Consider the following 25,607-nt stretch of genomic DNA (forward strand, 5'->3'; position numbering starts at 1 on the left):
CCGATGCCACCAAGTCGACTTTCGTCCGCCAGTTGGAAGTCAGCTGCAGCGTGCTCGGCTGCGATCGGTCCGAAATAATCCCGCTCGGTGCCGGCTACACCAGCCTGTATGTGGAGAAGGACATCAACGTCTCCGCGACGGTCCTGGGGGGGGGCTCAGATCAGCACTATTGGGCAATCCTTCCACTCCACCCCTGTCCCCGAGCCGGCCTCCCTGGCCCTGTTCGGCATGGGTCTGCTCGGCCTCGGTCTGGCCAAGCGGCGCCAGGCTGCGAAGGCGGCCTGAGCCGCACTGTCGCAAAACCTTACAGGGCGGCCCACGGAGCGGGCCGCCCAGATGCGGCAACGCTGTTCATGACCCAGGACCACCCCGGCCGGTAGGGCATGCCAAGATCCCCGTTGCGGGCCACTTTGCCCGCGACGGTGGACGGCCAGAGGCAATGACCACCGGCCATTTGCTGCCGGCTGGCCGTGGGAGCTTCATTTGCTGCCCAGAAGCGCCACCGGCACTTCGAGCAATCAGGCATGGTGGTTCGGCCTCCGGTTTCGGCTGAAACGCACCTGACTCTGCTTCGCCCGGTCATTCAGCGGCCCAGACGCACGCCTGACCGGTCGGGTTTCGCCTTCGCGCCTCCGAGTGGCACATCCATCAACCCAGCCGCGCCGCCCCCGCGGCGCTGAGATGTGCCAGCCGCCCCGCCGCGAAACTCGCCAGGACCTCCGGCCCCGCCGGGTCCAACACCACCACATCCCCGCGCTTCCCGGGCAGCAGCGACCCGCGGTCGTGCAGCCCTGCCGCCGCCGCCGGATTGGCGGAAACCAGCGCCCAGGCTTCCGGCAGCGCCATGCGGCCGCGCCGGACCATGGCGAAGGCCGCCTCCGGCAGGGCCGGCCAGTGATAGTCGCTCGCCAGCACCGTCACCAGGCCGCGCTCGGCCAGCGGCGCGGCGCTGGCCCAGCCGAGATGGCTGCCGCCCCGCACCACATTCGGCGCCCCCATCACCACCGCCTCCCCCTCGGCGCGCGCAGCTTCCGCCACCGCCTCGGCCATCGGGAATTCGCAGATCCGGGCGCCGAGGCCGCGATAGAGGGCGCGGTCCTCCAGGGAGGCATCGTCGTGGCTCAGCATGGGCAGCCCGGCGGTGGCAGCGGCGGCGGCCAGCCGGGCGCGGGCGGCCGGAACCTCCGGCCGGCGGGCGGCGACGCGCTCGATCAGCGCCCGGTAGGCCTCGGGCGAGACCCCGGCCCGGCCGGCATATTTCGCCACCTGCTTCGCATCCCCCATCCGGCGCAGGATCGCCGGCGTATGGTCGTTGAAACCCAGCAGATGCACCCGGCCGGTGGCGATGCCGACCAGCGCATCCTCCATCGCCTCCAGATTGTCGGCCTCGAAGCGGAGGTGCACGCGAAGGTCCAGGGCGGCGCGTGGCCGCACCTGGTCCAGCGCCGCCATCAGCCCACGCCAGGCTTCCAACGAGCGCAGCCCCGGCTCCCAGCTCAGGGTGATGCCGAGGAAGGCCGTGGTGATGCCGCTGGCGAGCAACTGCGCCACCGAATCGCGGAGCGCCAGCGCCGGCGGGAAACCGATGCCCGGCCGTGGTTGCAAGGCCCGCTCATGCGCATCGCCATGCAGGTCCACCAGCCCCGGCAGGACCAGCAGCCCCCTGGCGTCGAAAACCCGCGCATCCTGCGGCGCGGTCTCTGCCACCAGACCATTGGCCAAGGCGATCTCGGCCGACGCCAGGCGCTCGCCGACCAGGACGGTGCCGCCCGCGATGCGGAAACCCATGCTCAGCTCTCGACCACGATCTGCATGCGCCCGGCGGCGTAGCGGCCGAAGCCGACCTCCACCGGCAGCCCGGCGGGGTCCACATTCACCGCCTCGGTCACCAGCACCGGCCGATTGCGGGACTGCTGCAGCAGTGCCGCCTCCTCCGGGGTGGGCATCCGGGAGGTGATGCGTGTCACCAGCCGGCGGTAATCCGGCACGCCGGAGGCCGCCAGGGCCTCGGTGATGGAGGGATTCGCATCCAGCAGCGCGGCGATGCGGGGGGAAGCGCGCGGCCGAGAAGTAATGCGCCCCGATCACCACCGGGCGTCCATCCACCAGCCCGAGTCTCTCGGCCATCACCACCGGGCGGCCGCGGCGGAGCCGGAGCGCCTCCGCCACCGCCGTCTCTGCCGGCACTTCCTCGATCCGCAGGATGCGGCCCTGGGGTTCGCGGTTCTGCCGGCGGATCACCTCGGAGAAGCGGGTACGGGGGCCGACCGGGTAGTCCAGCACATCCTCGGCGACGAAGCTGCCGCGCCCCTGCTCGATCCGCACGAGGCCGCGGGACTGCAATTCCTCCATGGCCCGGCGGATGGTGTGGCGGTTCACGCCGAAGCGCTGGGAGAGGGCCTGTTCAGTCGGCAGCCGGTCGCCCGGCGCGGGGGAGCCGCCGGCGATCTCCTGCTCGATCGTGCCCGCGATCTGGCGCCAAAGGGCGATGCCCTGGCCGCGCGCCAAGCCAGCAGCAGGCCCGTGGGTCAGGCCAGGCGCCAATGCCGTCATGGAAAATTCAACCATGCCCAAGTTTCGCCGTGGCAGTGTGGCGACAGGAAATAGACGGGTAGACATCTCTTTGTCTAGACCTTTATATGCCGCCATGGCGGAAACCACCCCTCCCTCGGATTTCACGGCACGGCGCCGCTGGATGGCCGTGCTCGCCCGCGCGAGCGCGGCCGAGATCACATCCCGGCTGGAGCGAGCGCCTCCCTTGCCCGCCCATGCCCGGCTGCGTGGCCCGGAAACCGGACTGGTGATGGCGCGCGGCCGGCAGGGCGGCGATGGCGCGCCCTTCAACCTCGGTGAGATGACTGTCACCCGCTGCACCGTGCGGCTGCCGGCGGGGATCGTCGGCCATGCCTATGTGGCGGGACGCGATACGCGCCAGGCGGAGCTTGCCGCGGCGCTGGACGCAGCCTTGCAGGACCCGGCGCTGCAACCGGCGTTGCTGACGGCGGTGATCGAGCCCCTGGCGGCGGCGCAGGCGGAGCGCGCGGCGCGGGATGCCCGCCGTGCCGCGGCGACACGGGTGGAGTTCCTCACCATGGCGACCATGCGATGACCCAGCCCCTCGCCGCCGGCTTCGCCGACCCGGTGCTGGAGGCGCAGCACTGCTTCCGCGCGCTGCTGGAGGCCATGAGCCGGCCCGGCCGCGTGCAGCGCTTGGCGGGCGCGCTGGCACCACCGGCACCGCTCAACCTCGCCGCCGCCGCCGCGCTGCTGACCCTGGCCGATGCCGATACCCCGGTCTGGACCGATGCCGGCGCCGATGCCGAAGCCTGGCTGCGCTTCCACGCCGGCTGCCCGCTGGTGGCGGAACCCGGCGCCGCCGCCCTGCTGCTCGCCTGTGGCGCCCCGCCGTCCCCGCCCGCCCTGGAGGCCGGGACGGAGGAGGAGCCGCACCGCGCCGCCACGCTGATTCTACAGGTCACGGCGCTGGAGGAGGGCACGGGCTGGCGGCTCAGCGGCCCGGGCATTGAGGTTGCGCACCGGCTGCGGGTTGCAGGGTTGCCGGCGGATTTCCTGGTGGCCTGGGCGACCAACCGGGCCCGCTTCCCGTGCGGCGTGGATGTGGTGCTCTGCGCCGGGGAGCGGCTGGCCGCCCTGCCGCGCACCGTACTGATCGAGGAGGGCTGAGATGGCCTATGTCGCGGTCAAAGGCGGCGAGCGGGCGATCGAGCACGCGCATGCCTGGCTGGCCGAGGAACGCCGGGGCGACCCCGCCTTGCCGGAGCTCACCGTGGCGCAGGTCGAACAGCAGATGTCGCTGGCGGTGGACCGGGTGATGGCGGAAGGCGCCTGTTTCGACCGTGGCCTGGCGGCGCTGGCGGTGAAGCAGGCGCGCGGCGACCTGATAGAGGCCGCCTTCCTGCTACGCGCCTACCGCACCACCCTGCCCCGCTTCGGCGCGAGCATGCCTCTCGATACCGGCGCCATGCGGGTGCGGCGCCGGATCAGCGCCACCTACAAGGACCTGCCCGGCGGCCAGGTGCTCGGCCCGACCTTCGACTATACCCATCGGCTGCTGGATTTCGCCCTGGCCGCCGAGGGCGAGCCGCCGCCGCCCGCGCCGGAAAGCCCGGCGGAGGCCGCCGCCATGCCGCGCGTCACCGGCATCCTGGCGCAGGAGGGGCTGATGGCCGCCGAGCCGCATTCCGAAGCGGAGCCCGGCGACCTGACGCGCGAGCCGCTGGCCTTCCCCGCCGACCGGCCGCTGCGCCTCCAGGCGCTGGCGCGTGGCGATGAGGGATTCCTGCTGGGGCTCGGCTATTCCACCCAGCGCGGCTACGGCAATGCGCATCCCTTCGTGGGCGAGATCCGGCTGGGCGAGGTGGCGGTGGAGATCGTGCCGCCGGAACTCGGCTTCGCCATCGAGATCGGCGATCTCACCGTGACCGAATGCCAGATGGTGAACCAGTTCGCGGGATCGCGGACCGAGCCGCCGCAATTCACCCGCGGCTACGGCCTGGTCTTCGGCCATGGCGAGCGGAAGGCGATGGCGATGTCGCTGGTGGACCGGGCGCTGCGCGCGGCGGAGCTTGGCGAGGACGCGGAGGCGCCGGCGCAATCCCAGGAATTCGTGCTCTACCACTGCGACAATGTGGAGGCGACCGGCTTCGTCGAGCACCTCAAGCTGCCGCATTACGTGGATTTCCAGAGCGAGCTGGAGAAGCTGCGGCAGTTGCGCGCCACCGCCATGCAGGAGGCCGCGGAATGAGCACCGCCACCGGCTACAACTTCGCCTATCTCGACGAGGACACCAAGCGGATGATCCGCCGCGCCATCTTGAAGGCGGTGGCGATCCCCGGGCACCAGGTGCCCTTCGGCTCGCGCGAGATGCCGCTACCCTATGGCTGGGGCACCGGTGGCATCCAGGTGACGGCCAGCATCATTGGCCCCCAGGACCGGCTGAAGGTGATCGACCAGGGGGCCGACGACACCACCAATGCTGTCTCCATCCGCCGCTTCTTCGCCCGCGTCGCCGGCGTGCCGACCACCGAGCGCACCAGCGAGGCCAGCATCATCCAGACCCGCCACCGCATCCCCGAAACGCCGCTGCGGGAGGGCCAGATCCTGGTCTACCAAGTGCCGATGCCGGAGCCGCTGTTCCGGCTGGAGCCGCGCGTGGCCGAAACGAAGCGCCTGCATGCCATGGCCGATTACGGGCTGATGCATGTCAGGCTCTATGAGGACATCGCGCGGCACGGCCATATCGCGATCTCCTACAACTACCCCGTCATGGTGAATGGCCGCTACCTGATGGCGCCCTCTCCGATCCCGGCCTTCGACAACCCCAAGATGGACCGCATGCCGGCGCTGCAATTATTCGGCGCCGGGCGCGAGAAGCGGATCTATGCCGTGCCGCCCTATACCGCGGTGCGCTCGCTCGACTTCGAGGACCATCCCTTCGAGCCGGTCCGCGCCAAGGCGGCCTGCGCGCTCTGCGGCTCGCGCGAGAGCTACCTCGACGAGGTGGTGACGGACGACCGGGGCGGGCGGATGTTCCTCTGCTCGGACACGGATTACTGCGGCGAACGCCAGGCCGCCGTGCAACGCGATGCAGCGGAGTAGGCGCGGCATGATGGAAACCCCGCTTCTTGAGGCGCATGGCCTCGGGCTCCGCTTCGGCACCATCCCGGCGCTGGATGGCGTCTCTCTGGAGATCTGGCCGGGCGAGGTGGTGGCCATCGTCGGCGAATCCGGCTCCGGCAAGACCACGCTGCTGCGGGTGCTTTCGGGGCTGCTGCGGCCGGATGCCGGCAGCGTCGCCTATCGCGGGCCGGATGGCGCCACCCATTCGGTGCATGACATGGGGGAAGCCGCGCTGCGGCGGCTGATGCGGAGCGATTGGGGCTTCGTCCACCAGAACCCGCGCGACGGGCTGCGCATGGGCGTCTCCGCCGGCGGCAATGTCGGCGAGCGGCTGATGGCGGTGGGCGCCCGGCATTACGGCGGTATCCGCGCCGAGGCGACGGAATGGCTGCGCCGCGTCGAGATCGACCCCGCGCGCATCGACGATACCCCGCAGCAATTCTCGGGCGGCATGCAGCAGCGCCTGCAGATCGCCCGCACCCTGGTGACCCGGCCGCGGCTGGTCTTCATGGATGAGCCGACCGGCGGGCTCGATGTCTCGGTGCAGGCGCGGCTGCTCGACCTGATCCGGGAATTGGTGGCGGATCTCGGCCTCGCTGTGCTGCTGGTGACGCATGACATCGCCGCGGCGCGGCTGCTGGCGCATCGGCTGCTGGTGATGCGGCAGGGGCGCGTAGTGGAGCAGGGACTGACCGACCGCGTGCTGGACGATCCGCAGCACGAATATACCCAGCTATTGGTCGCCTCGGTGCTTGCGGCATGAGCCCCGCCATTCGCACCGAGGCGCTGGGCAAGAGCTTCACTCTGCACCTCCAGGGCGGCACGCGCATCCCGGTGCTCTCCGGCGTCGATCTCGCGGTGGAACCCGGCGAATGCGTGGCCCTGGCGGGACCCTCGGGGGCCGGCAAATCCACCCTGATGCGCTGCCTCTATGGCAATTACGGTGCCGGCTCCGGCCGCATCCTGCTGCGCCATCGCGGCGCGGAGCTTGACCTTGCCAGTGCCGATGCGCGGCTGATGCGGGAGGTGCGGCGGGAGACGCTCGGCTATGTCAGCCAGTTCCTGCGGGTGATCCCGCGCGTGCCGACCCTCGATATCGTGGCCGAGCCGCTGGTGGCGCGAGGCATGCCGCGTGAGGCGGCGCGAGCACGGGCCGCGGCGCTGCTCACGCGGCTGAACCTGCCCTCGGCGCTGCACGCGCTGCCGCCGGCCACCTTCTCGGGCGGCGAGCAGCAGCGGGTGAACCTGGCGCGCGGCTTCGCCCCCGGCTATCCCGTGCTGCTGCTGGACGAGCCCACCGCCAGCCTCGACGCCGCCAACCGCGCCGTGGTGCTCGGCCTGATCGAGGCGGCGAAGGCGCAAGGCACCGCCATCATCGGCATCTTCCACGACACCGAGATCCGCGACCGAGTCGCCGACCGGCTCTTCGAGGTCCATCCGGAGCAGGCTTTCGCATGACACCCGAGACCATCCTGACCAATGCCCTGCTCGTGCTGCCCGATGCGGTGGTCTCCGGCACCGTGGTGCTGCGCGAGGGTCGGATCGTGGAGGTGCAGCGTGGCCGCAGCCAGCTTGCCGCCGCCGAGGATCTCGGCGGCGACCACCTGATTCCCGGTGTGGTGGATGTCCATACCGACAATCTGGAGCGCCAGGTGCAGCCGCGCGCCAATGCGCGCTGGCCCAGCCGCTCCGCCATGCTGGCGCATGACGCGCAGACCGCCGCCGCCGGCGTGACCACCGTGCTGGATGCGCTCTGCCTCGGCGATCTCGGCTTCGATGCCGGCCGCGGCCAGACCTTCGAGGACGGGGTGCGCGACCTGGACGCCCTGGCGGAAACCGGGTTGCTCAGGAGCGAGCATTTCCTGCATCTCCGTTGCGAATTGCCGGCGCAGGACATGCCGCCCGCACTGGAGGCCACAGCCGACCACCCGCGGGTGCGCATGGTGAGCCTGATGGACCACTCGCCCGGTGTCGGCCAGTATCGCGATGTCGCCCGCTACCGCGCGATGCGGCAGCGCCAGACCCGCATGACAGACCGCGAGGTGGAAGCGCGGGTCGCCGCCCTGCTGGACCAGCGCGAGCGGCTGCGCGAGCCGCAGCGGCGCTGGCTGCTGGAGCGGATCGCGCATCGCGCCCTGCCGCTGGCCAGCCATGACGACGACGATGTGGCCGAGGTGGCGCGCAATGCCCGCGACGGCATCCGCATCAGCGAATTCCCCGTCGTGATGGCGGCGGCGCAGGCGGCCCGCGATTGGGGGTGGAGGTGATCGCCGGGGCGCCCAACATCGTCCGCGGCGGCAGCCATTCCGGCAATGTCGCCGCGGCCGATCTGGTGCGGCAGGGCGCGGTGGATGCGCTGGCCAGCGACTACGTGCCGGCGGCGCTGGTGGAAGCCGCCTGGCGCTGCGTGACGGAGACCGGCCTCACCCTGCCGCAGGCGGTGGCGATGGTCACCGACCGCCCGGCCCGGATGGCGCTGCTGCCCGACCGCGGCCGGATCGAGGCCGGGCTGCAGGCCGATCTCGTGCAGATTCGCACGCATGAGGGGCTGCCGGTGGTGCGCCGCGTCTGGCGTGCGGGGGAGCGGGTGGCGTGACGGAGGCGCGCGTCGCCCTCTACTGGGCGCCGGAACCGGATGACCCGCTGCACGCGCTGGGCTCCACCTGGCTCGGGCGGGATGCGGAAAGTGGTGCCGCGCTGCCGCAGCCGGCGCTGCCTGGCCTCGGCATTGCCGAACTCACCGCCGATCCGCGCCGCTATGGGCTGCACGCCACGCTGAAGCCGCCCTTTCGCCTGGCCCTGCCTTATGCCGAGGCGCTGGCGGCGACGCGGGCGCTGACCGCGCGCCTTGCCCCCTTCGAGCTGCCGCCGCTGGCGGTGCGGGACCTGGAGGGCTTCCTGGCGCTGCGCGAAGCGGCACCCTGCCCCGCCCTGCAATCCCTGGCCGATGCCTGTGTCGAGGCGCTCGATCCCTGCCGCGCCCCGCCTGAGGCGCCGGAACTGGCCCGCCGCCGCAAGGCCGGGCTGAGCCCGGCGCAGGCGGCGCTGCTGGAGCGCTGGGGCTACCCTTATGTCTTCGGCGAATGGCGCTTCCATGTGACGCTGACGCGCCGGCTGCGGCCGGAGGAGAAGGCGGCGGTGCTGCCCGCCGTCACCGCGTATCTGGGCGAGGCCGCGGCGCGACCGCGGCGGGTTGCTTCGATCTGCCTGTTTACCCAGGCCACGCCGGGCGCGCCCTTCCTGATCGCGGACCGTTTGCGGTTTCAAGGCTGATCCCGTGGGAAAACGGCCCCGCATCTGGGTATGGGCGCCGGCTCCGGCCAAGCCGCCAGAGGCGGAGAAGCGGGCCATCGCGGCCACCTGCGACGCCTTCATCGCCTCCGTTCTGGTACCACGTTTCCTGCCGGAAATCCGGCCATCCGATTTCAATTACCCGATCGCCCTCTATGGCAAGTGGCACGGCAATGCCTACCGCTTCATCCAGGGCTGGCGCACCAGCGGGAAACACGGACCTGCCGGGGAATTCGAGCAGCCCTTCACCCGCATCACCTATCGCGGCCCCGACCGGTTCGATCTGTTCTGGTTCCGTCACACCGGCCAGTGGTGGCCGATGCAAGAGGGCCTGACCCTGGCGGAGGCGCTGGCCGAGATCGAGTCCAATGGCGTGCTTCACCCGACCCCGGGCGCCTGATCGGACGCGCCGAGCGCCGCCAGCACCTGCGCGACCCCCGCCTCCACGGTGCCGTCATTCATCACCCGCGCCACCCGCAGCCCGGCTGGCAGCGGCGCCTGCCGGGCCAGGCGGGCGGCGACCATCGCCGCATCCTCCCGCCCCCGCGCCGCCAGCCGGGCGGCCAGGACCTCGGGCGGCGCGGTGATTTCCAGCACCAGCAGCCGATAGGCGGCATTGGCTTCCGCCAGGACGGTGCGGGAGAGGTTGGCGATGACGGTGCCCTCCGCCGCCAGATCGGCCTCGATATCGCGCGAGATGCCGTAGAACAGCCCATGCGCCTCCCACCACAAAGCAAAGCCACCGGCATCGCGCCGGGCCAGGAAGGCGGCACGGTCCAGGGCCTCATGCGCCTCGCCGCCGGCATCGGCGGGGCGGGTGATGGCGCGGCGGACGAAGCGGAAGCCGGGCCTGCCCCCCAGCCGCATCCGCACCGCTTCCATCAGCGTATCCTTGCCCGCCCCGGAGGGGCCGACCACGGCAACGAGCATCAAGCCATCCTTCGGATTGACCGCACGGGTTCTGCCTGCGCCAATTCGGCGCAAGGATCAACGCGCGCCCGGACCGGCCGAGAGGGAACCGCCATGTTCACCACCAGACCCGAGATCGCCGGCACCTTCGGCGCCGTCGCCACCACCCACTGGATCGCCAGCCAGGTCGGCATGGCGGTGCTGGAGCGAGGCGGCAATGCCTTCGACGCCGCCACCGCCGCGGGCTTCACCCTGCAGATCGTCGAGCCGCATCTGAACGGCCCGGGCGGCGACTGCCCGATCATCCTGCACAGCGAGCGGCTCGGCACGCAGCAGGTGATCTGCGGCCAGGGGCCGGCACCGCGCGCCATGACGGTGGCAAAGCTGAAGGGCGAGCTCGGGCTCGAGATCGTGCCGGGCACCGGCTTCCTCGCCGCGCCGATCCCCGGCGCCTTCGATGCCTGGGCGCTGATGCTGCGCGACCACGGTACCTGGCGGCTGCGCGACGTGCTGGAATACGCCATCGGCTATGCCCGCAACGGCGCCCATATGGTGGCCCGCGTCTGCGCCACGGTGGAGACGGTGCGGCCGCTGTTTGAAAGCGCCTGGCCGACCTCCGCCGCGCTCTGGCTCTGCAATGGCGGGCCGCAGCCGGGCGGGCTCTATGCCAACCCGACCCTCGCCGATACCTATGAGCGGGTGCTTCAGGAGGCCGAGGCGGCGGGCAGCGACCGCGAGGAGCAGATCGAGGCAGCCCGCAATGCCTGGTACCGCGGCTTCGTCGCCGAGGCGGTCGGGCGCTTCTGCCGTGAATTCGAGGCGCTGGACACCTCCGGCCGCCGCCACACCGGGCTGCTCACCGCCGAGGACATGGCCGGTTGGCAGGCCACGGTGGAGGCGCCGCTGGCCTTCACCTATCGCGGCCACACCGTGCTGAAATGCGGCCCCTGGAGCCAGGGCCCCGCCATGCTGCAGACCCTGGCCCTGCTGGAGGGCTTCGATATCGGCGCCATGGACCCGGTCGGCGCTGGATTCGTCCATACCGTGGCCGAGGCGATGAAGCTCGCCTTCGCCGACCGCGAGGCTTTCTACGGCGACCCCGCCTTCACCGATGTTCCGATGAAAACCCTGCTCTCCCCCGCCTATAACAACGAGAGGCGCCGGCTGATCGGCGAGCGGGCCAGCCTGGAATTCCGCCCCGGCAGCCCGGATGGAAGGGCGCCGCGCACCGACTACGCCGCCGCCATCCGGCGCGGCGCCGAACTGGCCATGGCAGCCGGCACCGGGGAGCCCACCGTCTCGCGCCTCGGCGCTTCGGGCGGCGATACCTGCCACATCGACGTCATCGACCGCTGGGGCAACATGGTGAGCGCGACGCCCTCGGCCGGCTGGCTGCAATCCTCGCCGGCGATCCCGGGATTGGGCTTCTGCCTGGGATCCCGCTGCCAGATGTTCTGGCTGGACGAGTCGCTGCCGAATGGGCTGCTGCCGGGCAAGCGGCCCCGCACCACCCTCTCGCCCAGCATGGTGCTGCGCGATGGCAAGCCCTGGATGAGCTTCGGCACGCCGGGCGGGGAGCAGCAGGACCAGTGGCAGCCCATCATGCTGATGCGCATGGTGGACCACCGCTTCAACATCCAGCAGGCGATCGACCTGCCGAGCTTCCATTCCGAGCACTGGATCAGCAGCTTCTGGCCGCGCGGCGCCAGGCCCGGCAAGCTGGTGCTGGAGGGCCGCTACGCGCCCGCGGTGCTGGAAGACCTGCTCGCCCGCGGCCACAAGGCGGAACTCGGCGGCGAGTGGTCCGAAGGCCGCCTCACCGGCGCGCGGCGGGAGCCGGATGGGCAGATCCTGGCCGGCGCCAATCCGCGTGGGATGCAGGGCTATGCAGTTGGGCGTTGAGCCCGGCGGGCGCTGAGCCTGACCATGCGCCTGCCTTGCGCCTCGCTGCTCTGCCTCGCCGCCCTCGCCCTGGTCGGCACGGGCTGCGACAGTCTCAACCCGCGGCCGGGGCCGATCCGTGCCATGGAACCGCGGCCCAATCCGCCGGTCCCGGCCGCGGCCGCGACTGCCGCCGGGGCCGTGCCGGCGCCGGCCTCCCGCACCCAGGCACGGGTGCGGCGGAACCGCTGGCTGACCCGGTTCTGGGAGGAACTGACACCGGCCCAGCGCCGCCGTGTGGAATCCCGCATGCACCGCGCCCAGCCGCCGCTGGCCTCGGATACGGAGCAGGCCCGGCGGCTCTGGGACGGGCTGGGGCTGGAGGAGCGCGGCGACCTGGTCTTCGGCAGCGGCCCGGTGCGGCAGGATCCGCCGGCCGCCGGGGGGCACCTGATCCGGTGCGGAGCGGGCGACCGGGGAAGCGGTGGCATGGCGCTGTGATCTGCGGCAATAGAGGGCAAAGCCGGGAAGGAAACCCCTTGATGCGCCGCCTCGCATTGTTGCTGCTCGCCCTCGCTGCTGCCATGCCGGCGCGTGCCCAATCTCCCGAGCGGCCCTATCCCGAGCGGCCGATCCGGCTGGTGATCCCCTTCACCCCCGGCGGCACCAACGACATCGTGGGCAGGCTGGTGACGGAGGGGATGGCGGCGCGGCTCGGCCAGCCCATCGTCATCGAGAACCGCGGCGGCGCCGGCGGCATGCTGGGCTCCGACCTGGTGGCGAAGGCGGCGCCGGATGGCTATACCCTGCTGCTCGGCGGCAGCGGCAGCCTGACCATCGTCAGCCTGGTGCATGCGCGCGTGCCCTTCGATATCGTCACCGATTTCGCGCCCATCGGCCTGATGGGCCAGGGCCCCAATGTCATCGTCGTGCATCCCAGCCTGCCGGTGCGGACGCTGAAGGAATTGCAGGCTTATGCGCGCCAGGCGCGGCCGCCGCTCAGCTATGCCTCGCCGGGGGTCGGCAGCACCGGGCATGCGGCGGGCGCCATGATCCTCCAGGCGCTGGATGTGGAGATGGAGCACATCCCCTATCGCGGCACCGGGCCGGTGCTGAACGACCTGGTGGCGGGGCGGGTGCAGGTCTTCACCAATGCGCTGGCGCCGATGCTGCCGCAGGTGCAGGCGGGCGCGCTCAGGCCCATCGCCATCGCCGGCCGGCAGCGCAGCGCGGCCATGCCGGACCTGCCCACCACCGGGGAACAGGGCTTCCCGCAGGTCGAGGCCGCCACCTGGTTCGGCCTGCTGGCCACCGGCGGCACTCCGCCCGAGCGCATCTCCCGGCTGCATGCGGCGTTGAATGCCACGCTGGCGGAGCCCGAGGTGCGGCGCCGGCTGCTGGAAGGTGGCGTCGAGGTGGAGGCGAGCGAAAGCCCGGAAGCCTTCGCCCGCTTCGTCACCGAGGACCGGGCGCGCTGGGCGCCGGTGGTAAGGCGCGCGGGGATGCGCACGGAATAGGATGCGCGCGGAACGATGATATCGTTCTGACTTGGCAGCGGCGGCGGCCAGGGCCAAGTGTAAGGGAGGAAGCGGAGACAATTCCGCGGAACCGAAAGAATGCTGGGGGAAATGACACCATGAACCGTAGAAACATGCTTCTCGGCGCCACCGGCCTGGCCGCTGCGGCCGCCGGTCGCGCCGAGGCGCAGGCCGCCTATCCCAACCGGCCGATCCGCATGATCGTGCCCTGGCCGCCCGGCCAGGCGACGGACCTCATGGCGCGGGTGATGGCGCAGCGCCTGAGCGAGCAGTTCGGCCAGCCGGTCGTGCCGGAGAATCGGGCCGGCGCCGGCGGCATGATCGGCACCGATGCGGTCGCCAAGGCCGTGCCGGATGGCTACACCATCCTGGCCGCCTCCACCGGGCCGATCACCACGGCGCCGCTGGTGCAGCGCACCCCCTACAACCCGGAGCGCGACCTGCAGCCGGTGGCGATGTTCATCGTCAACCCCTACCTGCTGGTGGTGCGGAACAATTTCCCGGCTCGCAATGCACAGGAATTCATCGCCGAGGTGCGGGCCAATCCCGGGAAGTACACCTATGCCTCCTCCGGCACCGGGGCGGCGGCGCATCTGATCACCCTGATGTTCCTGAGCCGGGCCGAACTCGACACGGTGCATGTGCCCTTCCAGGGCAGCGGCCCGGCCTTGACCGCCGTGGTGGCGGGCCAGGTGGATTTCGCGGTGGACACGCTCGCCGCGACCGGCCCGCTGGTGCGGCAGAACGCGCTGCGCAGCCTTGGCATCTCGGTGGCGCGGGGCAGCTCGCTGGCGCCGGATAGTCCGCCGCTTGCAACCGCCGCGAACCTGCCCGGCTATGATGTCGGTGCCTGGGGCGGCTACATGGTGCCGACCGGCACGCCAAAGCCGATCGTGGACCGGCTGGCCGCGGAATGCGAAAAGGCGCTGGCAACGCAGGAAGTGCGGGAGCGCCTGGCCTCCATCGGTTCCGAGGTGGACCCGCGCGGCCCGGAAGCCTTCACCGCCTATCTGCGCGAGCAGAGCGAGGCGTTCCGCAAGGTCATCAAGGACAACAACATCCGCGTGGAATAGGACGCGGTGCGCGCCAGCCCCGGCGAGATACCGGGGCTGGCGGGCTGCCCTATTCCGCCGCGGCCCGGACCGGGTGCAGCAGCGCCAGAAGGTCGGAGAGCCTGCGGTCGACGGGGTCGAGGATGGTCGCCGCCAGCGACGGCGCATCCACCGCCAGCCCGGCATGGGCCAGGCAATCGGCCAGCTTGGCCACAAGCTCGGTCTCCGAGAGCGGCAGGGAGGCGCCGCCGCGCAGCGCCTCCACCCGGCGGTGCAGCCGGCTTCCATCATGCAGGTGCAGCGTGACCGCGGTATAGCGGGGCTGCGCCGGGCCGGCGGCCTCGTGCTTTGTCACGTGAGGCAGGAAATCCTGGATGGCGCCGCGCTGCACCGCCTGGTCCTCGAAGCTCGGCAGCGCGACGCGGCCATCCGCCAGCGCGGCGGCGATCGCGTATTGCATGGAGAATTTCGCCTCCAGCCCGGTTTGCGGTCGGTCATGCAGCAGCGGCGCGAAGGAGCGGGCATTGCCCTCCACCTCCACCCTGGCGACATCGGCGAGTGCCACCCCGGTTTCCGCCTTGAGGTCGAGCAGTCCGTCCAGCGCCCGGTGGGTGGCGTAGCACATCGGGTATTTCTTCACCTCCAGCCCGGCGCGGACCAGCAGGCGCGGCGCCTCGCCAATCCCTGCCAGGGCGGCCGCCAGATCCTCGCCGGCGCCATAGAGCGCGAGGTAGCCGCGCGGCCCTTCCAGCACGGCGGGAGTGGAGGAGAATCCCTCGCGCGCCAGCAGCACGGCCTGCAGCGCCGCGCGGTTGGCATGGCCGGCCTGGAAGGACTTGGCATCGGTGCCGAAATTCTCCCGCGTGCCGGCCGCCTGGGCCACCGCCAAACCGATCGCGTCCCTCGCCTGCTCCGCGCTCAGCCGCAGCAGGTTGGCGCAGGCGACCGTGGCGCCGAGCAGGCCGATGCTGGCGGTGGCGTGCCAGCCCTTGGCGTAGTGCTCGTCGCCGATCGCCTCGGCAATGCGGCCGGCCACCTCGAAGCCCGCGACATAGGCGGCGGCGAGGTCCTGCATCCCCCCTGCCCTCCGCCTCGGCCAGCGCCACCAGCGCCGGCAGCATGGCGATCGAGGGATGGCCACGCAGCGGCGTGGTGACATCGTCGTAGTCCAGCACATGGCCGGCCACTGCATTGACGAAGGCGGCCTGTTCCAGCCCAAGCCTGATATCGGTGCCCCAGACGCGTGCCACCCCGGCGCCGCTGGTCCGCTGCGCGTAGCGGAGTGCCGCCGCCACCGGCGCCTCCCGCAGCCCGCCCAGCGCGCAGGCCAGGGTATCCAGCAGGGCGCGGCGAGCGAGGCGCGCCTCCTCCGCGGTGAGGTCGGCTGAGGTGAAGCGGGCGGCAAAGACGCCGATGCGGGTGGCGAGAGTCTCGGTCATGGATATTTCCTCTCCTACAAGGCATCCGGTACCGGTTGCGCCCGCCGCCGGCGCAGCAGCCCGGCCAGCGAGACCAGCACCGCCAGCGCCCAGATCGTGGGCGAGATGGGACCCTCCAGGAAATAGAGCAGGTCCCCCTGCGCCAGGATCATGCCCTCGCGGAAATGCTTCTCGATATTCGGCCCGAGGATCAGCCCCACCACCAGCGGCGCCAGCGGGATCTCCAGCTTCTGGAGGACGTAGCCGAGCATCCCGGCGCCCAGCAGCACCCAGAGCGCCAGCATGGAGTTGCTGACCGAATAGGCGCCGATGCAGGCGATGACGAGGAGCAGCGGCACGAAGAGCCAGACAGGGATGCGCAGCAGCCAGACCCAGAGGCCCACCAATGGCAGGTTCAGCACCAGCAGCATGACATTGCCGATATAGATGCTGGCGATCAGCCCCCAGAAGATCTGCGGATGCTGCTGGATCAGCAGCGGACCCGGCTGCACCCCCTGCACCATCATGGCCGAGATCATCAGCGCCGCGATCGGCGTGAAGGGCAGGCCCAGCGAGAGCAGCGGCACCAGCGCCGAGGTGGCGGCGGCATTGTTGGCGGCTTCCGGCCCGGCCACGCCCTCGATCGCGCCCTGGCCGATCTCGGCGCGGTGGCGGCTGACCGCCTGTTCCACCCGGTAGGCGGCGAAGGAGGAGAGCGTGGCCGCCGGCCCCGGGATCAGCCCGAAGCCGAAGCCGAGCGCGGTGCCGCGCAGCCAGGAGGGTACGGCGCGGCGCCATTCCTCGCCGCTTGGGAAGAGGTCGCGCAGCCGCACCCGCACGGGTTCGGGCTGGCGCAGCGCGGCTTCCGCCAGGCGCAGGATCTCGGCCACACCATAGAGGCCGACCACCACGGGCACCAGGTTGATGCCCTCGGTCAGCTCCAGATTGCCGAAGGTGAAGCGGTTGAGCCCCGTCACCATCTCCTGCCCCACCGTGCCGAGCAGCACGCCGAGCATGCAGGCGAAACCCGCCGCGGCGAAGCTGCCACCGGAGATGCGGGCCAGCACGATCAGCCCGCCGGCAGTGAGCGCCAGGAATTCCGAAGGGCCGAAGAGCAGCGCGGCGGAGGCAAGCAGCGGCGCCGCCAGCATCACGCCGATCACCGCGAGCGTGCCCCCGACGAAGCTGCCCACCGCGACCACGGCCAGCACCGCCCCGGCGCGGCCCTTGCGGGTCAGCCGATAGCCGTCGATGGCGGTGACGACCGAGGCGCTCTCGCCCGGAATGTTCAGCAGGATGGCGGTGGTGGAGCCGCCATACATCGAGCCGTAGAAGATGCCGGCCATCATGATGAGGCCGGTGGTCGGCTCCAGCGCGAAGGTCAGCGGCAGCACCAGCGCCACCCCGGCCACCGGGCCGAGGCCCGGCAGCACACCGATGGCGGTGCCGGCCAGTGCCCCGGCCAGCGCCGCCAGCAGGTTGTGCGGCAGGGTGGCGACGCTGAGCCCGTAGAGCAGCCCCTCCAGCGCACCCATCAGTGCCACCCCAGCGCCGGCAGGAGTTCGCCGCGCGGCAGCGGCACCTGGAAGAGGCCGACGAAAAGCCATTGCGAGCCGAGGCCCACTGCCACCCCGGCCAGCAGCGCCGGCCACCAGGACCCGCCGCGCAGCAGCCGTGCCACCAGGGTGGTCAGCAAGGTTGCGGTGAGCATCTGGCCGAGCCAGGGCACCAGCAGGATATAGAACAGCAGCGCCGCCAGCACCGCCAGCATCCGCCGCGCATCGGCGCGGGAGGGCAGGTCGAGCGGCGGCGACCCGCGCATCCGCCATGCCTCGACCACCAGGCCGAGGCTGAGGGCGCCGAGGATCAGGCCCACCAGCAGCGGAAAGGCGGCGGCGCCCGGCATCTCCCGTTCGCCCATCGGCAGTTGCAGGGCGAGCGCGAGGTAGCCGGCGGTGAAGGCCAGCCCGATCATCCCGAGCCAGAGGCGGCCCTGGCGCAGGCTGGGCGTGGTTCCCGCCGGCATCAGGAGCGCTGCTGCACGAAGGCAAGGACCTCGCGCAACTCGGCCTGCATCTCGGTGAGTTCCGCCTTCACCGCATCGCCGGTGATGGGGTTCAGGATATAGCCATTGGCCTTGGCGAAGCTGATGAAATCAGGCTGCGTCACCGCCTGGACCGAGGCCTCGGTCAGCCGTGCCAGCACCTCCGGCGCCAGGCCCTTGGGGGCGATGACGTAGTAGGAGGTGGGCAGGGTCACGTCGAAGCCGGATTCCACCGTGGTGGCTGCGTCCGGGAACAACTCGTAGCGTTCGCGCGCGAAGACCGCGAGGATGCGGACCTTGCCGGCCTCCACCTGGCCCTTGGTGGTGGGGCCGAAGCCCACCGTCGCCTCCACCCTGCCACCGAGCAGCGCCAGCAATGCCTCGCCGCCACCGCCGGTGAAGGGCACCGAGACGATCTGCGTGCCGGCCTTCCGGTTCAACTGATGCGTGGCAAGGTCCGGCGTGGTGCGCAGCCCGGAATTCGAGGCGCGGACACGCCGCGGATTGGCCCGCGCATGCTCGATGAACTCGGCCAGGGTCCGCCAGGGCGCATCGGCCCGCACGGCCAATACGCAGGGCAGGTCGCCCAGCTTGACCACCGAGGTGAAGTCCTCCGCCGTGGACCAGCCGAGGCCCGGATTGACCAGCGGCTGCAGCAGCATGGAGGAATTGGAGCCAAGGCCGATGGTATAGCCATCCGGCCGCGCCCGGATGACCGCGCCGGTGCCGATGGTGGCGGAGCCGCCGGGGCGGTTCTCCACCACCGTCGTCACGCCGAGGATTTTTTTCGAGTTGCGTGCAATAGGCGCGGCCGATCGGGTCAGTGGAGCCGCCGGGCGCATAGGGCACGATGAAGGTGATGTCGCGCGAGGGCCAGGTCGCCTGGGCCGCGGCGCCGCGCGCTGCGCCCAGCATGGCTGCGGCAGCCAGCATGGCGCGGCGGGAGAGTCCGGATTTGGCAATCTTCATGGTTGGTTTCCCGTCTGCCCGGCCTCATCGGGCCGGTCGAGCGGCCAGGAGGGCGGGTTCTGTTGGAAGATACTATCCACGACCGCCCAGTCCCGATAGCCGAGCCGCGCGATGGGGCGCACCAGGGCGAGATCGATCCGGCCGTCGCGGAGGACGGCATCGTCGATATGCACGCCGACCACGCGGCCGAAGACCACGGCATTCTCCCGCCGCCGGCTCTTCGAGGGCAGCAGCACGGTCTGGTGGTGGAGGCATTCGAGATGGATGGGCGAGCCGGCGATGCGGGGCGGCTTCACCTTGACCGAGGGCAGCGTCTCCAGCCCCAGAAGCGCGATCTCATCCACCTCCGGCGGGCATTCGGCGGAGGAGAGGTTCACCGCCTCGCGCTGCGCCCAGGTAGCCATGTTCACCACGAATTCGCCTGTCGCGGCGACGTTCAGGAAGCTATCCTTGGCATTGCCTTCCGCATCCGGGCCGGGGCAGGCGAAGATCACCATCGCAGGCGCCCAGCAGACCGCGTTGAAGAAGCTGAAGGGCGCGAGGTTGGGCACACCCTCCGCCGAGAGGCTGGAGATCCAGCCGATCGGGCGCGGGATGACGCAGCTCTTGAAGGGATCGTGCGGCAGGCCATGTGCGTCGCGGCCGGCATTCGGATCGTAGAACATCAATTCGGCCGGGCGCCGCTGGCGCGGATGATTGGCTCCCAGCGCTGCCGGTCATCCTGCCAGAGGGTGGCGAATTCGGCCGGGCCGCCGGAGAGCGGCGCGATGCCGTTGCGGGCGAGGTTCTCCCGCGTCGCCGGGTCGCGCAGCGTCTCGCGTATGGCGGCATCGAGCCGCGCGATGGCCGGCTGCGGCGTGCCGCGCGGCGCCAGCAGCCCCGCCCAATTGTTCACGGCGAAGCCAGGCAGGCCGCTTTCGGCCACGGTCGGAACATCTTCGAGCCCGGGCCGCCGCGTCGCCGCCGGCACCGCCAGGGCCCGCAGCCGTCCCTCCCGCAGCGCCGGCATGACCGAGGCGGCGGTGGCGAAGGAATAGTCGATGCGCCCGGCCATCAGGTCGGTCGCCATCGGCGCGCCGCCGCGATAGGAGACGCTCACCGTCTCGATCCCCGCGACGCGGTCGAAGAGCGACCCCGCCAAGTGCAGCGAGGTGCCGACGCCGCTATGCGACCAGCTCAGTCCGCCCGGCCGTGCCTTGGCTGCCGCGATCAGCTCCCCGAGATTGCGCCAGGGCCGGGCCGCCGGTACCACCAGCACATTGAAGATGTCGCCCGCCAGCGCCACGGGCACCAGGTCCGCATCGACATCATAGGGCAGGTCGCGGAAGATCACCGGGTTGACGATCAGCGAGCCGACCGTGCCGAGCACCAGCGTGTGGCCATCGGGCGCGGCGCGCACCGCCGCCTCGGTCGCGATGTTGCCGCCGGCGCCGGGCCGGTTCTCCACCACCACGGATTGGCCAAGAATCTCCGCCAGCCGGTTGGAGAAGGAGCGCACCAGAAGGTCCGTGCCGCCGCCGGGGGTGAAGCCCACCAGGATACGGATCGGCCGTGCCGCCTCCTGCGCCGCGGCGGGTACGGTGGCAGCCAGCGCTGCCGCGCCGAGCAGGTGCCGGCGGCGGATCACAGCGACGCCGCCGTGGCATCGTGGGAATGGAGTCATTCCTGGTGCTCCCTGACGCTGCTGACGCGCACCACGCCGGCGGTGCACTCGCGTCGCGTATTCTCGTAGTGGCGGCGGCCGCCGCCGGCGACCGGGATGCGGGGATGCGCCACCGCTTCAGTGCCCGCGCAGCGCCGCGTCCCACCAGGCGCATTCGCCGGGGATCAGCGCGTGATTGCCGGGCAGCACTTGCAGCGGTTGCCGCTCGCCGTCCCGTGCCGCCTGCAGCTTCAGCCGCCGCGCCTCGGCCTGCATCTCCGGCGAGCCCCAATTGCGCTCGTGGCCCCAGAGGCTCGGGCCGGAATGCATTTCCACCGGCTGCCAGGTGGCGGGATCGACGGCGCGGCCGCCCCAGCCATATTCCAGCATGAAGCCGCCCGGCGTGCGGGCATAGAAGCTGGTCATGAAATCATTGGTATGGCGGCCGAGGGTGGTGGCGACGCGCCCTTCCTCCAGCATGGCCAGGTCATAGCCCTGGCCGACATCGTCCAGGTTGAACAGCTCGATCATCAGATGGTGCAGGCCGGCACTTCCGGTCTCGATCAGTGCAAGGGAATGGTGGCGCGGATTCACGTGCAGGAAATAGGCGTGGAAGGGATTGGTCACATAGTCCGAGACGCGGAAGCCCAGCAGGTCGCGGTAGAAGGCCAGCGCCTCCGCCATGCGCGGCACAGTCAGCACGGCATGGCCCATGCCAAGCGCGCCGGTGCGGAAGCCGCTGATCGGGCGGCCCGGGATGAAGGGCGCATCCGTGACCTCGGCGCCATGCACCAGCTCGACCCGGTTGCCCATCGGGTCCTGCACCGCGATCAACCCGGTGACGCGGCGCTGGTCTGCCAGCGCCCGGTCGCCTCGGGAGAAGGTCATGCCGGCGGCCTCCAGCCGCGCCGCCATCGCCTCCAGCGCCGCGGCATCGGCGAGTTCCCAGCCGAAGAAGCGGGCGCCGTCGCGCTCGCCCGGCGTCACCACCAGGCGTTGCCGGCGATCATCCATGCGGAAGACGAGCTGCGAGGCGGCGCGCTCCGCCAATTGCAGGCCGAGGAAATTGGTGCCGTAGCCGGCCCAGTCCTCGGGCGACCGCGCCTCGATGCCGACATAGCCGAGAGCCTGCACCACCATCGCTCCCCTCCCCAGGGAATGGCGACCCGCGCCAGCGCGGCCCGCTCTTGCCGGTGATCCTAGACCGGGCTTTGCTGCGGGGCGAGACGGGGAGGCGATGAGGATGGCGGGACGGGAAGCCGCGTGGGCCATGCTGCTCGGCGCGCTGCTGCTGGCGGGCGGCAGGGTGCATGCGCAGCCGGCCTTTCCGGCGCGGCCGATCCAGATCGTGAATCCCGCACCAGCCGGCAGCATCAGCGACACCCTGCTGCGCGCCTTGGCGCCGGGGTTGCAGGCCAAGCTCGGCCAGCCGGTGGCGGTGGTGAACCGGGATGGCGCCTCCGGCGCGCTCGGCACCGCCACGGTCGCGCGGGCGGCGCCGGATGGCTACACGCTGCTCTTCACCGCGGCCTATACGCTTTCCGTCCTGCCGGTGACACGGCCGGATGCGGGCTACCGCGCCGAGCAGATCGAGCCGGTCTGCCGCACCTTCGTGAATACCATGGCGCTGGCGGTACGGCCGGAGAGCCCCTTCACCAGCCTCGGCGATCTGGTGGCGGCAGCACGGGCGCAACCGGGCAGCCTGCGCTTCGGGCACCAGGGCATCGCCTCCATCCCGCATCTGGCGATGGTCGAACTGGCCCAGGCCGCGGGCATCCAGGTGCAGGACGTGCCCTATCGCGGCGAGCCGGCGGCGATCCTGGACGCCATGGCCGGGCGGGTGGAATTCGTCTCGCTGGTGCTGGGCTCCCTGCGTGGCGGGGCGCTCAGGCCGCTCGCGGTCTTCGCGGAGCGGCGCCACCCGCTGATTCCGGATGTGCCGACGGTGCCGGAGGCGGGCTTCCCGGTGGCGCCGACCAGCTTCGGCGGGCTGCTCGCCCCTGCCGGACTGCCGGTGCCGGTGCGCCAGACGCTGGCCCGGGCCTGCGCCGGCGCGGCGGCGGAGGAGGTCTATGCCGAGGCCGCGCGGCGCGGCTTCCAGCCGCTCGACTACTACGCCGATACCGAGGAATTCGGCCGCGCCCTGCGGCGCGATGTTGCGGACAAGGCACGGCTGCTGGCGACGGTGGAGGTGCCGCGCTAGAGCAAACTCCGTCCGGGTGGAATCACCCGGGCGGGGTAATTTGCTCGCCAAAGCAAAAAGGCCAGAGCGGATTCCGTGAGCCAATGCGAACGGAAAACGCTCTGGCCGGGGCTCAGCGCGGCGCCCCGGCCGGGGTGGAGGTGCCCGGTCCCTCCCCCATGATGAGCAGGGTCGTGGGCTCCGCCTTGGCGCCGTCGTAATGCACTTGGCGGCCGAAATGCGTCACGAAGGTGCCGGCCGGGACGGGCACGGTATTCTCCGGGTCGAAGCGCGGGCCGCTGCCCATCCACCAGGTGCCGGAGAGGACCTGGATGAAGCGGTCGTTCGGGTGCGAATGCGGCCGGCTCATATGCCCCGGCAGCCAGCGGACCATGACGATGTAGGGGCCGGGCTTTGAGGGATCGCCCAGCAGCACCGCCTGCTGGTTGCCGTTCGGCGTCACCGGACCCCAGGGGGATCTGGTCCGGCAGCCTGTAGGCCACGGCGGCCGGGTCGAGTTCCGCCGCGCCGGCGGGAAGTGCGACGAAGCAAAGGCCAAGGCAAAGCACGATGCGCCGCAGCATGGTTCCCCCCCCCTGTCAGGCTCCATCCGAGGGATCGTAGAGCACGCCCGCGGCGCGGAAGCCGCCATCCACGTTCAGCACATGGCCCGTGACAAAGCCTGCATCCTCCGAGCAGAGGAAGGCGACGGCGGCGGCGATCTCCTCCGGCGTGGCGTAGCGCTTCAGCGCCATGCGATCGAGGAAGGCGGCCCGCTGCCGCGGCCCATGCGCGGTGCGCGCCACCTGGGTCGGGCCCGGCGCCAAGCAATTCACCAGGATGCCATGCGGCGCCAGCTCCATCGCCAGCACCTCGGTGAGGTTGATGATGCCCGCCTTGCTGGCGCCATAGGCGGCACGCCCGGTGCCGCCGAACTGCCCCGAGACGGAGGAGGTGGTGACGATCCGCCCGCCCCCGCCATGCGCCACCATGGCCCGCGCCGCCGCCTGGGCGGTGACGAAGCAGCCGGTGAGGTTGGTGCGGATCACCCGTTCGAAAGCGGCGCGGCTCATCTCCAGCGCGGGCACGCGGTCGGTGATGCCGGCATTGCAGACGGCGATGCCGAGAGGGCCAAAATGCCGCTCGGCCGCCGCGACGGCGGCAGCCGTCTGCTCCTCCTCCGCCACGTCCAGGGTGAAGGGCTCGGCCCGGCCGCCCGCTGCGGCGATGCCGGCGGCGACGCCCGCCGCGCGCTCGGCGACCAGGTCGGCCACCAGCACGCCGGCGCCCTCCCGCGCCAGGCGCCGCGCAATCGCCTCGCCGATGCCGGCGCCGCCGCCGGTGACGAGCGCCGCCTGGCCGGCGAACCTCACGCCGCATCCTCCTCGATGGCGATGACCCGGGCGGGGGCGCCGTCGCTGTCCGGCAGCTTGATGGGCAGCGCCACGACCAGGCTGCGCGGCGCCCGCAGCGCGCCGGTGTTGCGGAGGTATTCGAACATCACCACGCCCTGCTTCAGCAGGTGGAAATGCGTCACATGCTCCGGCAGCGGCGGCCGCTTCTCGCCGGTGATGAAGAAGCGGATGCAGTGATCCTGCGGGAAGTCGAAGCCCACCGCCTTGATGCCGGCCTCGCGCAGCCAGATCGCGGCCTCGGCGGTCATCCAGGGGGATTTCGCCCAGAATTCCGGCGTCTCGATGCTGGCGCGCTCGTCCCAGCGGGTCTTCAGGATGGCGATGTCGCCGCGCCGGAGATGCGCCCCGGCGGCGGCGATGCGGGCACCGCTGATCGGGCTGTTCTCCGGCACGTCGGAGAGGTCGAGCACTGCCGCATCGCCCACCGTCATGTCGAGGCTGATGGCATCCGTGGTGAAGCCCTCCGGGTCGACATGCCGCGGGCTGTCCATATGGGTGAAGCTATGGACATTCCAGCCGGCCCAGGTGCCCTGGCCGCCGCCATCCTCGTGCTTCTTCCAGAGGCGGCGCTCCACCGGCCAGCGGAAATGGCCGGTGGCTACGGGGGTGGAGAGGTCGATCAGCCGGCGTGCCATCGGTTCAATCCTTCCAGGGCCGTTCCTGCCAGAGCCGGCGCAGCGCCTCGGCTTCCTGGTGGACCAATTGCGTGAAGGCCGCGCCATCCATGCGGCGCAGCGGCTGGTAGAGGCGCGCGGCCTCGGCCTGCCAGGCCGGATCATCCATGGTGGCGAGCAGCGCCGCCTCCAGCCGCGCGCGGATGGGCGCCGGCGTGGCGGCAGGCAGGGCGATGCCGCGCACCACGCCGCCCGTGAGGTCGAGACCCTGTTCCCGGAAGGTCGGGATATCGGGCGCCAGCGCGCTGCGCGTGGGCGATGCCTGGGCTAGGGGCCGCACCTGCCCCTGCTTCACCAGTTCCAGGCTCTCGCCGATATTCATGGCGGCCACGGTGATGTGGCGGCCGAGCAGCGCGGTGATGGTCGGCGCCTGGCCGGCGAAGGGCACATGCACCAGCCGTGTCCCGGCCGCGCGGTCGAAACCCATCATCAGCAGGTGGTCGTCCGAACCGATGCCGGCGGTGCCGACCGCCACCTTGTCCGGATTGGCCTTGGCATGGGCCACGAGGTCGGCCGGGGTGCGGAGCGGGCTGTCCGGCGCCACGAAGAATCCGCCCGGGTCATCCACCACGCCGCCAAGATAGGCGAGGTCCTCCAGCCGGTAGCGCGGGGTGCGCTCGATGGTGACGGTCTGGAGGCTCGGGATGATGACGACGCCGATGGTGTGTCCATCCGGTGCGGCGCTGGCCAGCGCGGTATAGCCCACCTCCGCCCCTGCCCCCGGCCGGTTCAGCACGACGAAGCGGGCACCCGGCAGGTGCCGCTCCATATGGGGGATCATGGCGCGGGCCATGACATCGGTGCCGCCGCCCGGCGGGAAGGGCACGATGAAGCTGATCGGCCGTTCGGATGGCCAGCCCGCCTGCCCGCGCGCCGCGAGCGGCAGGGCAGCGAGGCCAGCCGCCATCAGGCTTCGGCGCGCCAGTTCCGGCATGGGGTTTCCTCCATTTCT

The 25,607-nt window shown here is 71.3% G+C and carries 29 protein-coding genes and 3 pseudogenes; 16 read left to right on the forward strand and 16 right to left on the reverse strand.

Annotation, left to right across the window (positions count from 1 at the left end):
• Positions 1-195: 195 nt before the first annotated feature.
• Positions 196-285: pseudogene (locus tag KSF81_RS32195) on the forward strand (PEP-CTERM sorting domain-containing protein); the annotation flags it as partial.
• Positions 286-648: 363 nt separating this feature from the next.
• Here the strand turns inward: KSF81_RS32195 and KSF81_RS16020 are convergent.
• The 3 genes and pseudogenes from KSF81_RS16020 to KSF81_RS29810 form a co-directional block, all read right to left on the reverse strand.
• A complete protein-coding gene (locus tag KSF81_RS16020; RefSeq protein ID WP_217379839.1) occupies positions 649-1,788 on the reverse strand; it encodes an alpha-D-ribose 1-methylphosphonate 5-triphosphate diphosphatase in 1,140 nt (379 codons plus the stop codon).
• 2 nt (positions 1,789-1,790) lie between these two features.
• Complete coding sequence (locus KSF81_RS29805; protein ID WP_309139727.1) at positions 1,791-1,988, reverse strand: UTRA domain-containing protein; 198 nt, start codon at positions 1,986-1,988, stop codon at positions 1,791-1,793.
• Between the two features lie 112 nt (positions 1,989-2,100).
• A pseudogene (locus KSF81_RS29810) lies at positions 2,101-2,649 on the reverse strand (GntR family transcriptional regulator); the annotation flags it as partial.
• On the opposite strand from KSF81_RS29810, the gene phnG reads away from it, so the two are divergent.
• From phnG to KSF81_RS16070, 10 genes are read left to right on the forward strand one after another with little or no spacing between them, the layout of a single operon-like run.
• The gene (gene phnG, locus KSF81_RS16030) at positions 2,648-3,109 is read left to right on the forward strand and encodes a phosphonate C-P lyase system protein PhnG (RefSeq protein WP_256444263.1); all 462 of its coding nucleotides are present in this window, start codon (positions 2,648-2,650) and stop codon (positions 3,107-3,109) included. The pseudogene KSF81_RS29810 and the gene phnG overlap by 2 nt on opposite strands.
• Positions 3,106-3,684, forward strand: coding sequence for a phosphonate C-P lyase system protein PhnH (gene phnH / locus KSF81_RS16035; RefSeq protein WP_217379840.1), 579 nt, complete (start codon positions 3,106-3,108; stop codon positions 3,682-3,684). Before phnG ends, phnH begins: the two co-directional genes overlap by 4 nt.
• Position 3,685: 1 nt before the next feature.
• Complete coding sequence (locus KSF81_RS16040; protein ID WP_217379841.1) at positions 3,686-4,765, forward strand: carbon-phosphorus lyase complex subunit PhnI; 1,080 nt, start codon at positions 3,686-3,688, stop codon at positions 4,763-4,765.
• Positions 4,762-5,619, forward strand: coding sequence for an alpha-D-ribose 1-methylphosphonate 5-phosphate C-P-lyase PhnJ (locus KSF81_RS16045; protein WP_217379842.1), 858 nt, complete (start codon positions 4,762-4,764; stop codon positions 5,617-5,619). Before KSF81_RS16040 ends, KSF81_RS16045 begins: the two co-directional genes overlap by 4 nt.
• A gap of 10 nt (positions 5,620-5,629) precedes the next feature.
• Entirely contained in the window at positions 5,630-6,403 is a 774-nt protein-coding gene (gene phnK / locus KSF81_RS16050; RefSeq protein ID WP_217381728.1) for a phosphonate C-P lyase system protein PhnK, read from the forward strand.
• Positions 6,400-7,098 (forward strand): phosphonate C-P lyase system protein PhnL, encoded by a 699-nt coding sequence (gene phnL / locus KSF81_RS16055; RefSeq protein WP_217379843.1) that lies wholly within the window; start codon positions 6,400-6,402, stop codon positions 7,096-7,098. Before phnK ends, phnL begins: the two co-directional genes overlap by 4 nt.
• Positions 7,095-7,907 (forward strand): alpha-D-ribose 1-methylphosphonate 5-triphosphate diphosphatase, encoded by an 813-nt coding sequence (locus KSF81_RS16060; RefSeq protein ID WP_309139577.1) that lies wholly within the window; start codon positions 7,095-7,097, stop codon positions 7,905-7,907. The genes phnL and KSF81_RS16060 overlap by 4 nt, the downstream gene beginning before the upstream one ends.
• The gene (locus KSF81_RS31510) at positions 7,898-8,236 is read left to right on the forward strand and encodes an amidohydrolase family protein (protein ID WP_309139728.1); all 339 of its coding nucleotides are present in this window, start codon (positions 7,898-7,900) and stop codon (positions 8,234-8,236) included. The genes KSF81_RS16060 and KSF81_RS31510 overlap by 10 nt, the downstream gene beginning before the upstream one ends.
• Positions 8,233-8,913, forward strand: coding sequence for a DUF1045 domain-containing protein (locus KSF81_RS16065; RefSeq protein ID WP_309139578.1), 681 nt, complete (start codon positions 8,233-8,235; stop codon positions 8,911-8,913). Before KSF81_RS31510 ends, KSF81_RS16065 begins: the two co-directional genes overlap by 4 nt.
• A gap of 4 nt (positions 8,914-8,917) precedes the next feature.
• A complete protein-coding gene (locus KSF81_RS16070; protein WP_254453558.1) occupies positions 8,918-9,331 on the forward strand; it encodes a hypothetical protein in 414 nt (137 codons plus the stop codon).
• Here KSF81_RS16070 and phnN read toward each other — a convergent pair.
• Positions 9,310-9,861: a phosphonate metabolism protein/1,5-bisphosphokinase (PRPP-forming) PhnN gene (gene phnN, locus KSF81_RS16075; RefSeq protein WP_217379844.1), complete on the reverse strand. Its 552-nt coding sequence runs from the start codon at positions 9,859-9,861 to the stop codon at positions 9,310-9,312. The genes KSF81_RS16070 and phnN overlap by 22 nt on opposite strands.
• Positions 9,862-9,954: 93 nt before the next feature.
• On the opposite strand from phnN, the gene KSF81_RS16080 reads away from it, so the two are divergent.
• The 4 genes from KSF81_RS16080 (at position 9,955) to KSF81_RS16095 (ending at position 14,332) form a co-directional block, all read left to right on the forward strand.
• Positions 9,955-11,742 (forward strand): gamma-glutamyltransferase family protein, encoded by a 1,788-nt coding sequence (locus KSF81_RS16080; protein WP_217379845.1) that lies wholly within the window; start codon positions 9,955-9,957, stop codon positions 11,740-11,742.
• Between the two features lie 24 nt (positions 11,743-11,766).
• Positions 11,767-12,222 carry a hypothetical protein gene (locus tag KSF81_RS16085; protein WP_217379846.1) on the forward strand — a complete coding sequence of 152 codons (456 nt, stop codon included), beginning with the start codon at positions 11,767-11,769 and terminating at the stop codon, positions 12,220-12,222.
• 41 nt (positions 12,223-12,263) lie between these two features.
• Entirely contained in the window at positions 12,264-13,238 is a 975-nt protein-coding gene (locus KSF81_RS16090) for a tripartite tricarboxylate transporter substrate binding protein (protein ID WP_217379847.1), read from the forward strand.
• Positions 13,239-13,357: 119 nt separating this feature from the next.
• Positions 13,358-14,332, forward strand: a complete 975-nt coding sequence (locus KSF81_RS16095; protein ID WP_217379848.1) for a tripartite tricarboxylate transporter substrate binding protein — start codon at positions 13,358-13,360, stop codon at positions 14,330-14,332.
• A gap of 49 nt (positions 14,333-14,381) precedes the next feature.
• Here the strand turns inward: KSF81_RS16095 and KSF81_RS32200 are convergent, their stop codons facing one another.
• From KSF81_RS32200 to KSF81_RS16135, 8 genes and pseudogenes are all read right to left on the reverse strand, one after another.
• Positions 14,382-14,936, reverse strand: coding sequence for a hypothetical protein (locus tag KSF81_RS32200; protein WP_375293372.1), 555 nt, complete (start codon positions 14,934-14,936; stop codon positions 14,382-14,384).
• Positions 14,937-15,071: 135 nt separating this feature from the next.
• Positions 15,072-15,750, reverse strand: a pseudogene (locus KSF81_RS32205) (MmgE/PrpD family protein); the annotation flags it as partial.
• Positions 15,751-15,764: 14 nt separating this feature from the next.
• Positions 15,765-17,264, reverse strand: a complete 1,500-nt coding sequence (locus KSF81_RS16110; protein WP_217379850.1) for a tripartite tricarboxylate transporter permease — start codon at positions 17,262-17,264, stop codon at positions 15,765-15,767.
• Positions 17,264-17,755 (reverse strand): tripartite tricarboxylate transporter TctB family protein, encoded by a 492-nt coding sequence (locus KSF81_RS16115; RefSeq protein WP_217379851.1) that lies wholly within the window; start codon positions 17,753-17,755, stop codon positions 17,264-17,266. Before KSF81_RS16115 ends, KSF81_RS16110 begins: the two co-directional genes overlap by 1 nt.
• Positions 17,755-18,615, reverse strand: a complete 861-nt coding sequence (locus tag KSF81_RS16120) for a tripartite tricarboxylate transporter substrate binding protein (RefSeq protein ID WP_254453559.1) — start codon at positions 18,613-18,615, stop codon at positions 17,755-17,757. The genes KSF81_RS16115 and KSF81_RS16120 overlap by 1 nt, the downstream gene beginning before the upstream one ends.
• A 123-nt stretch (positions 18,616-18,738) precedes the next feature.
• Positions 18,739-19,407: a flavin reductase family protein gene (locus KSF81_RS16125; RefSeq protein WP_217379853.1), complete on the reverse strand. Its 669-nt coding sequence runs from the start codon at positions 19,405-19,407 to the stop codon at positions 18,739-18,741.
• On the reverse strand, positions 19,407-20,405 hold the full coding sequence (locus tag KSF81_RS16130; protein ID WP_217379854.1) for a tripartite tricarboxylate transporter substrate binding protein: 999 nt from the start codon (positions 20,403-20,405) through the stop codon (positions 19,407-19,409). Before KSF81_RS16130 ends, KSF81_RS16125 begins: the two co-directional genes overlap by 1 nt.
• Before the next feature lie 117 nt (positions 20,406-20,522).
• A complete protein-coding gene (locus KSF81_RS16135) occupies positions 20,523-21,524 on the reverse strand; it encodes a VOC family protein (protein ID WP_217379855.1) in 1,002 nt (333 codons plus the stop codon).
• 103 nt (positions 21,525-21,627) lie between these two features.
• Here KSF81_RS16135 and KSF81_RS16140 point away from each other — a divergent pair, with 103 nt between their 5' ends.
• Complete coding sequence (locus KSF81_RS16140; RefSeq protein WP_217379856.1) at positions 21,628-22,587, forward strand: tripartite tricarboxylate transporter substrate binding protein; 960 nt, start codon at positions 21,628-21,630, stop codon at positions 22,585-22,587.
• A 112-nt stretch (positions 22,588-22,699) separates the two neighbouring features.
• On the opposite strand, the gene KSF81_RS16145 is transcribed toward KSF81_RS16140, so the two are convergent.
• The 4 genes from KSF81_RS16145 to KSF81_RS16160 form a co-directional block, all read right to left on the reverse strand.
• Positions 22,700-23,029, reverse strand: a complete 330-nt coding sequence (locus KSF81_RS16145; RefSeq protein ID WP_217379857.1) for a cupin domain-containing protein — start codon at positions 23,027-23,029, stop codon at positions 22,700-22,702.
• A gap of 136 nt (positions 23,030-23,165) precedes the next feature.
• A complete protein-coding gene (locus tag KSF81_RS16150) occupies positions 23,166-23,939 on the reverse strand; it encodes an SDR family NAD(P)-dependent oxidoreductase (RefSeq protein WP_217379858.1) in 774 nt (257 codons plus the stop codon).
• Positions 23,936-24,616: a cyclase family protein gene (locus tag KSF81_RS16155; protein WP_217379859.1), complete on the reverse strand. Its 681-nt coding sequence runs from the start codon at positions 24,614-24,616 to the stop codon at positions 23,936-23,938. The genes KSF81_RS16150 and KSF81_RS16155 overlap by 4 nt, the downstream gene beginning before the upstream one ends.
• A gap of 4 nt (positions 24,617-24,620) precedes the next feature.
• On the reverse strand, positions 24,621-25,589 hold the full coding sequence (locus KSF81_RS16160; protein WP_217379860.1) for a tripartite tricarboxylate transporter substrate binding protein: 969 nt from the start codon (positions 25,587-25,589) through the stop codon (positions 24,621-24,623).
• Positions 25,590-25,607 lie beyond the last annotated feature (18 nt).

This window comes from Siccirubricoccus sp. G192, from assembly GCF_019084075.1.
In the GTDB taxonomy this organism is placed as follows: domain Bacteria; phylum Pseudomonadota; class Alphaproteobacteria; order Acetobacterales; family Acetobacteraceae; genus G192.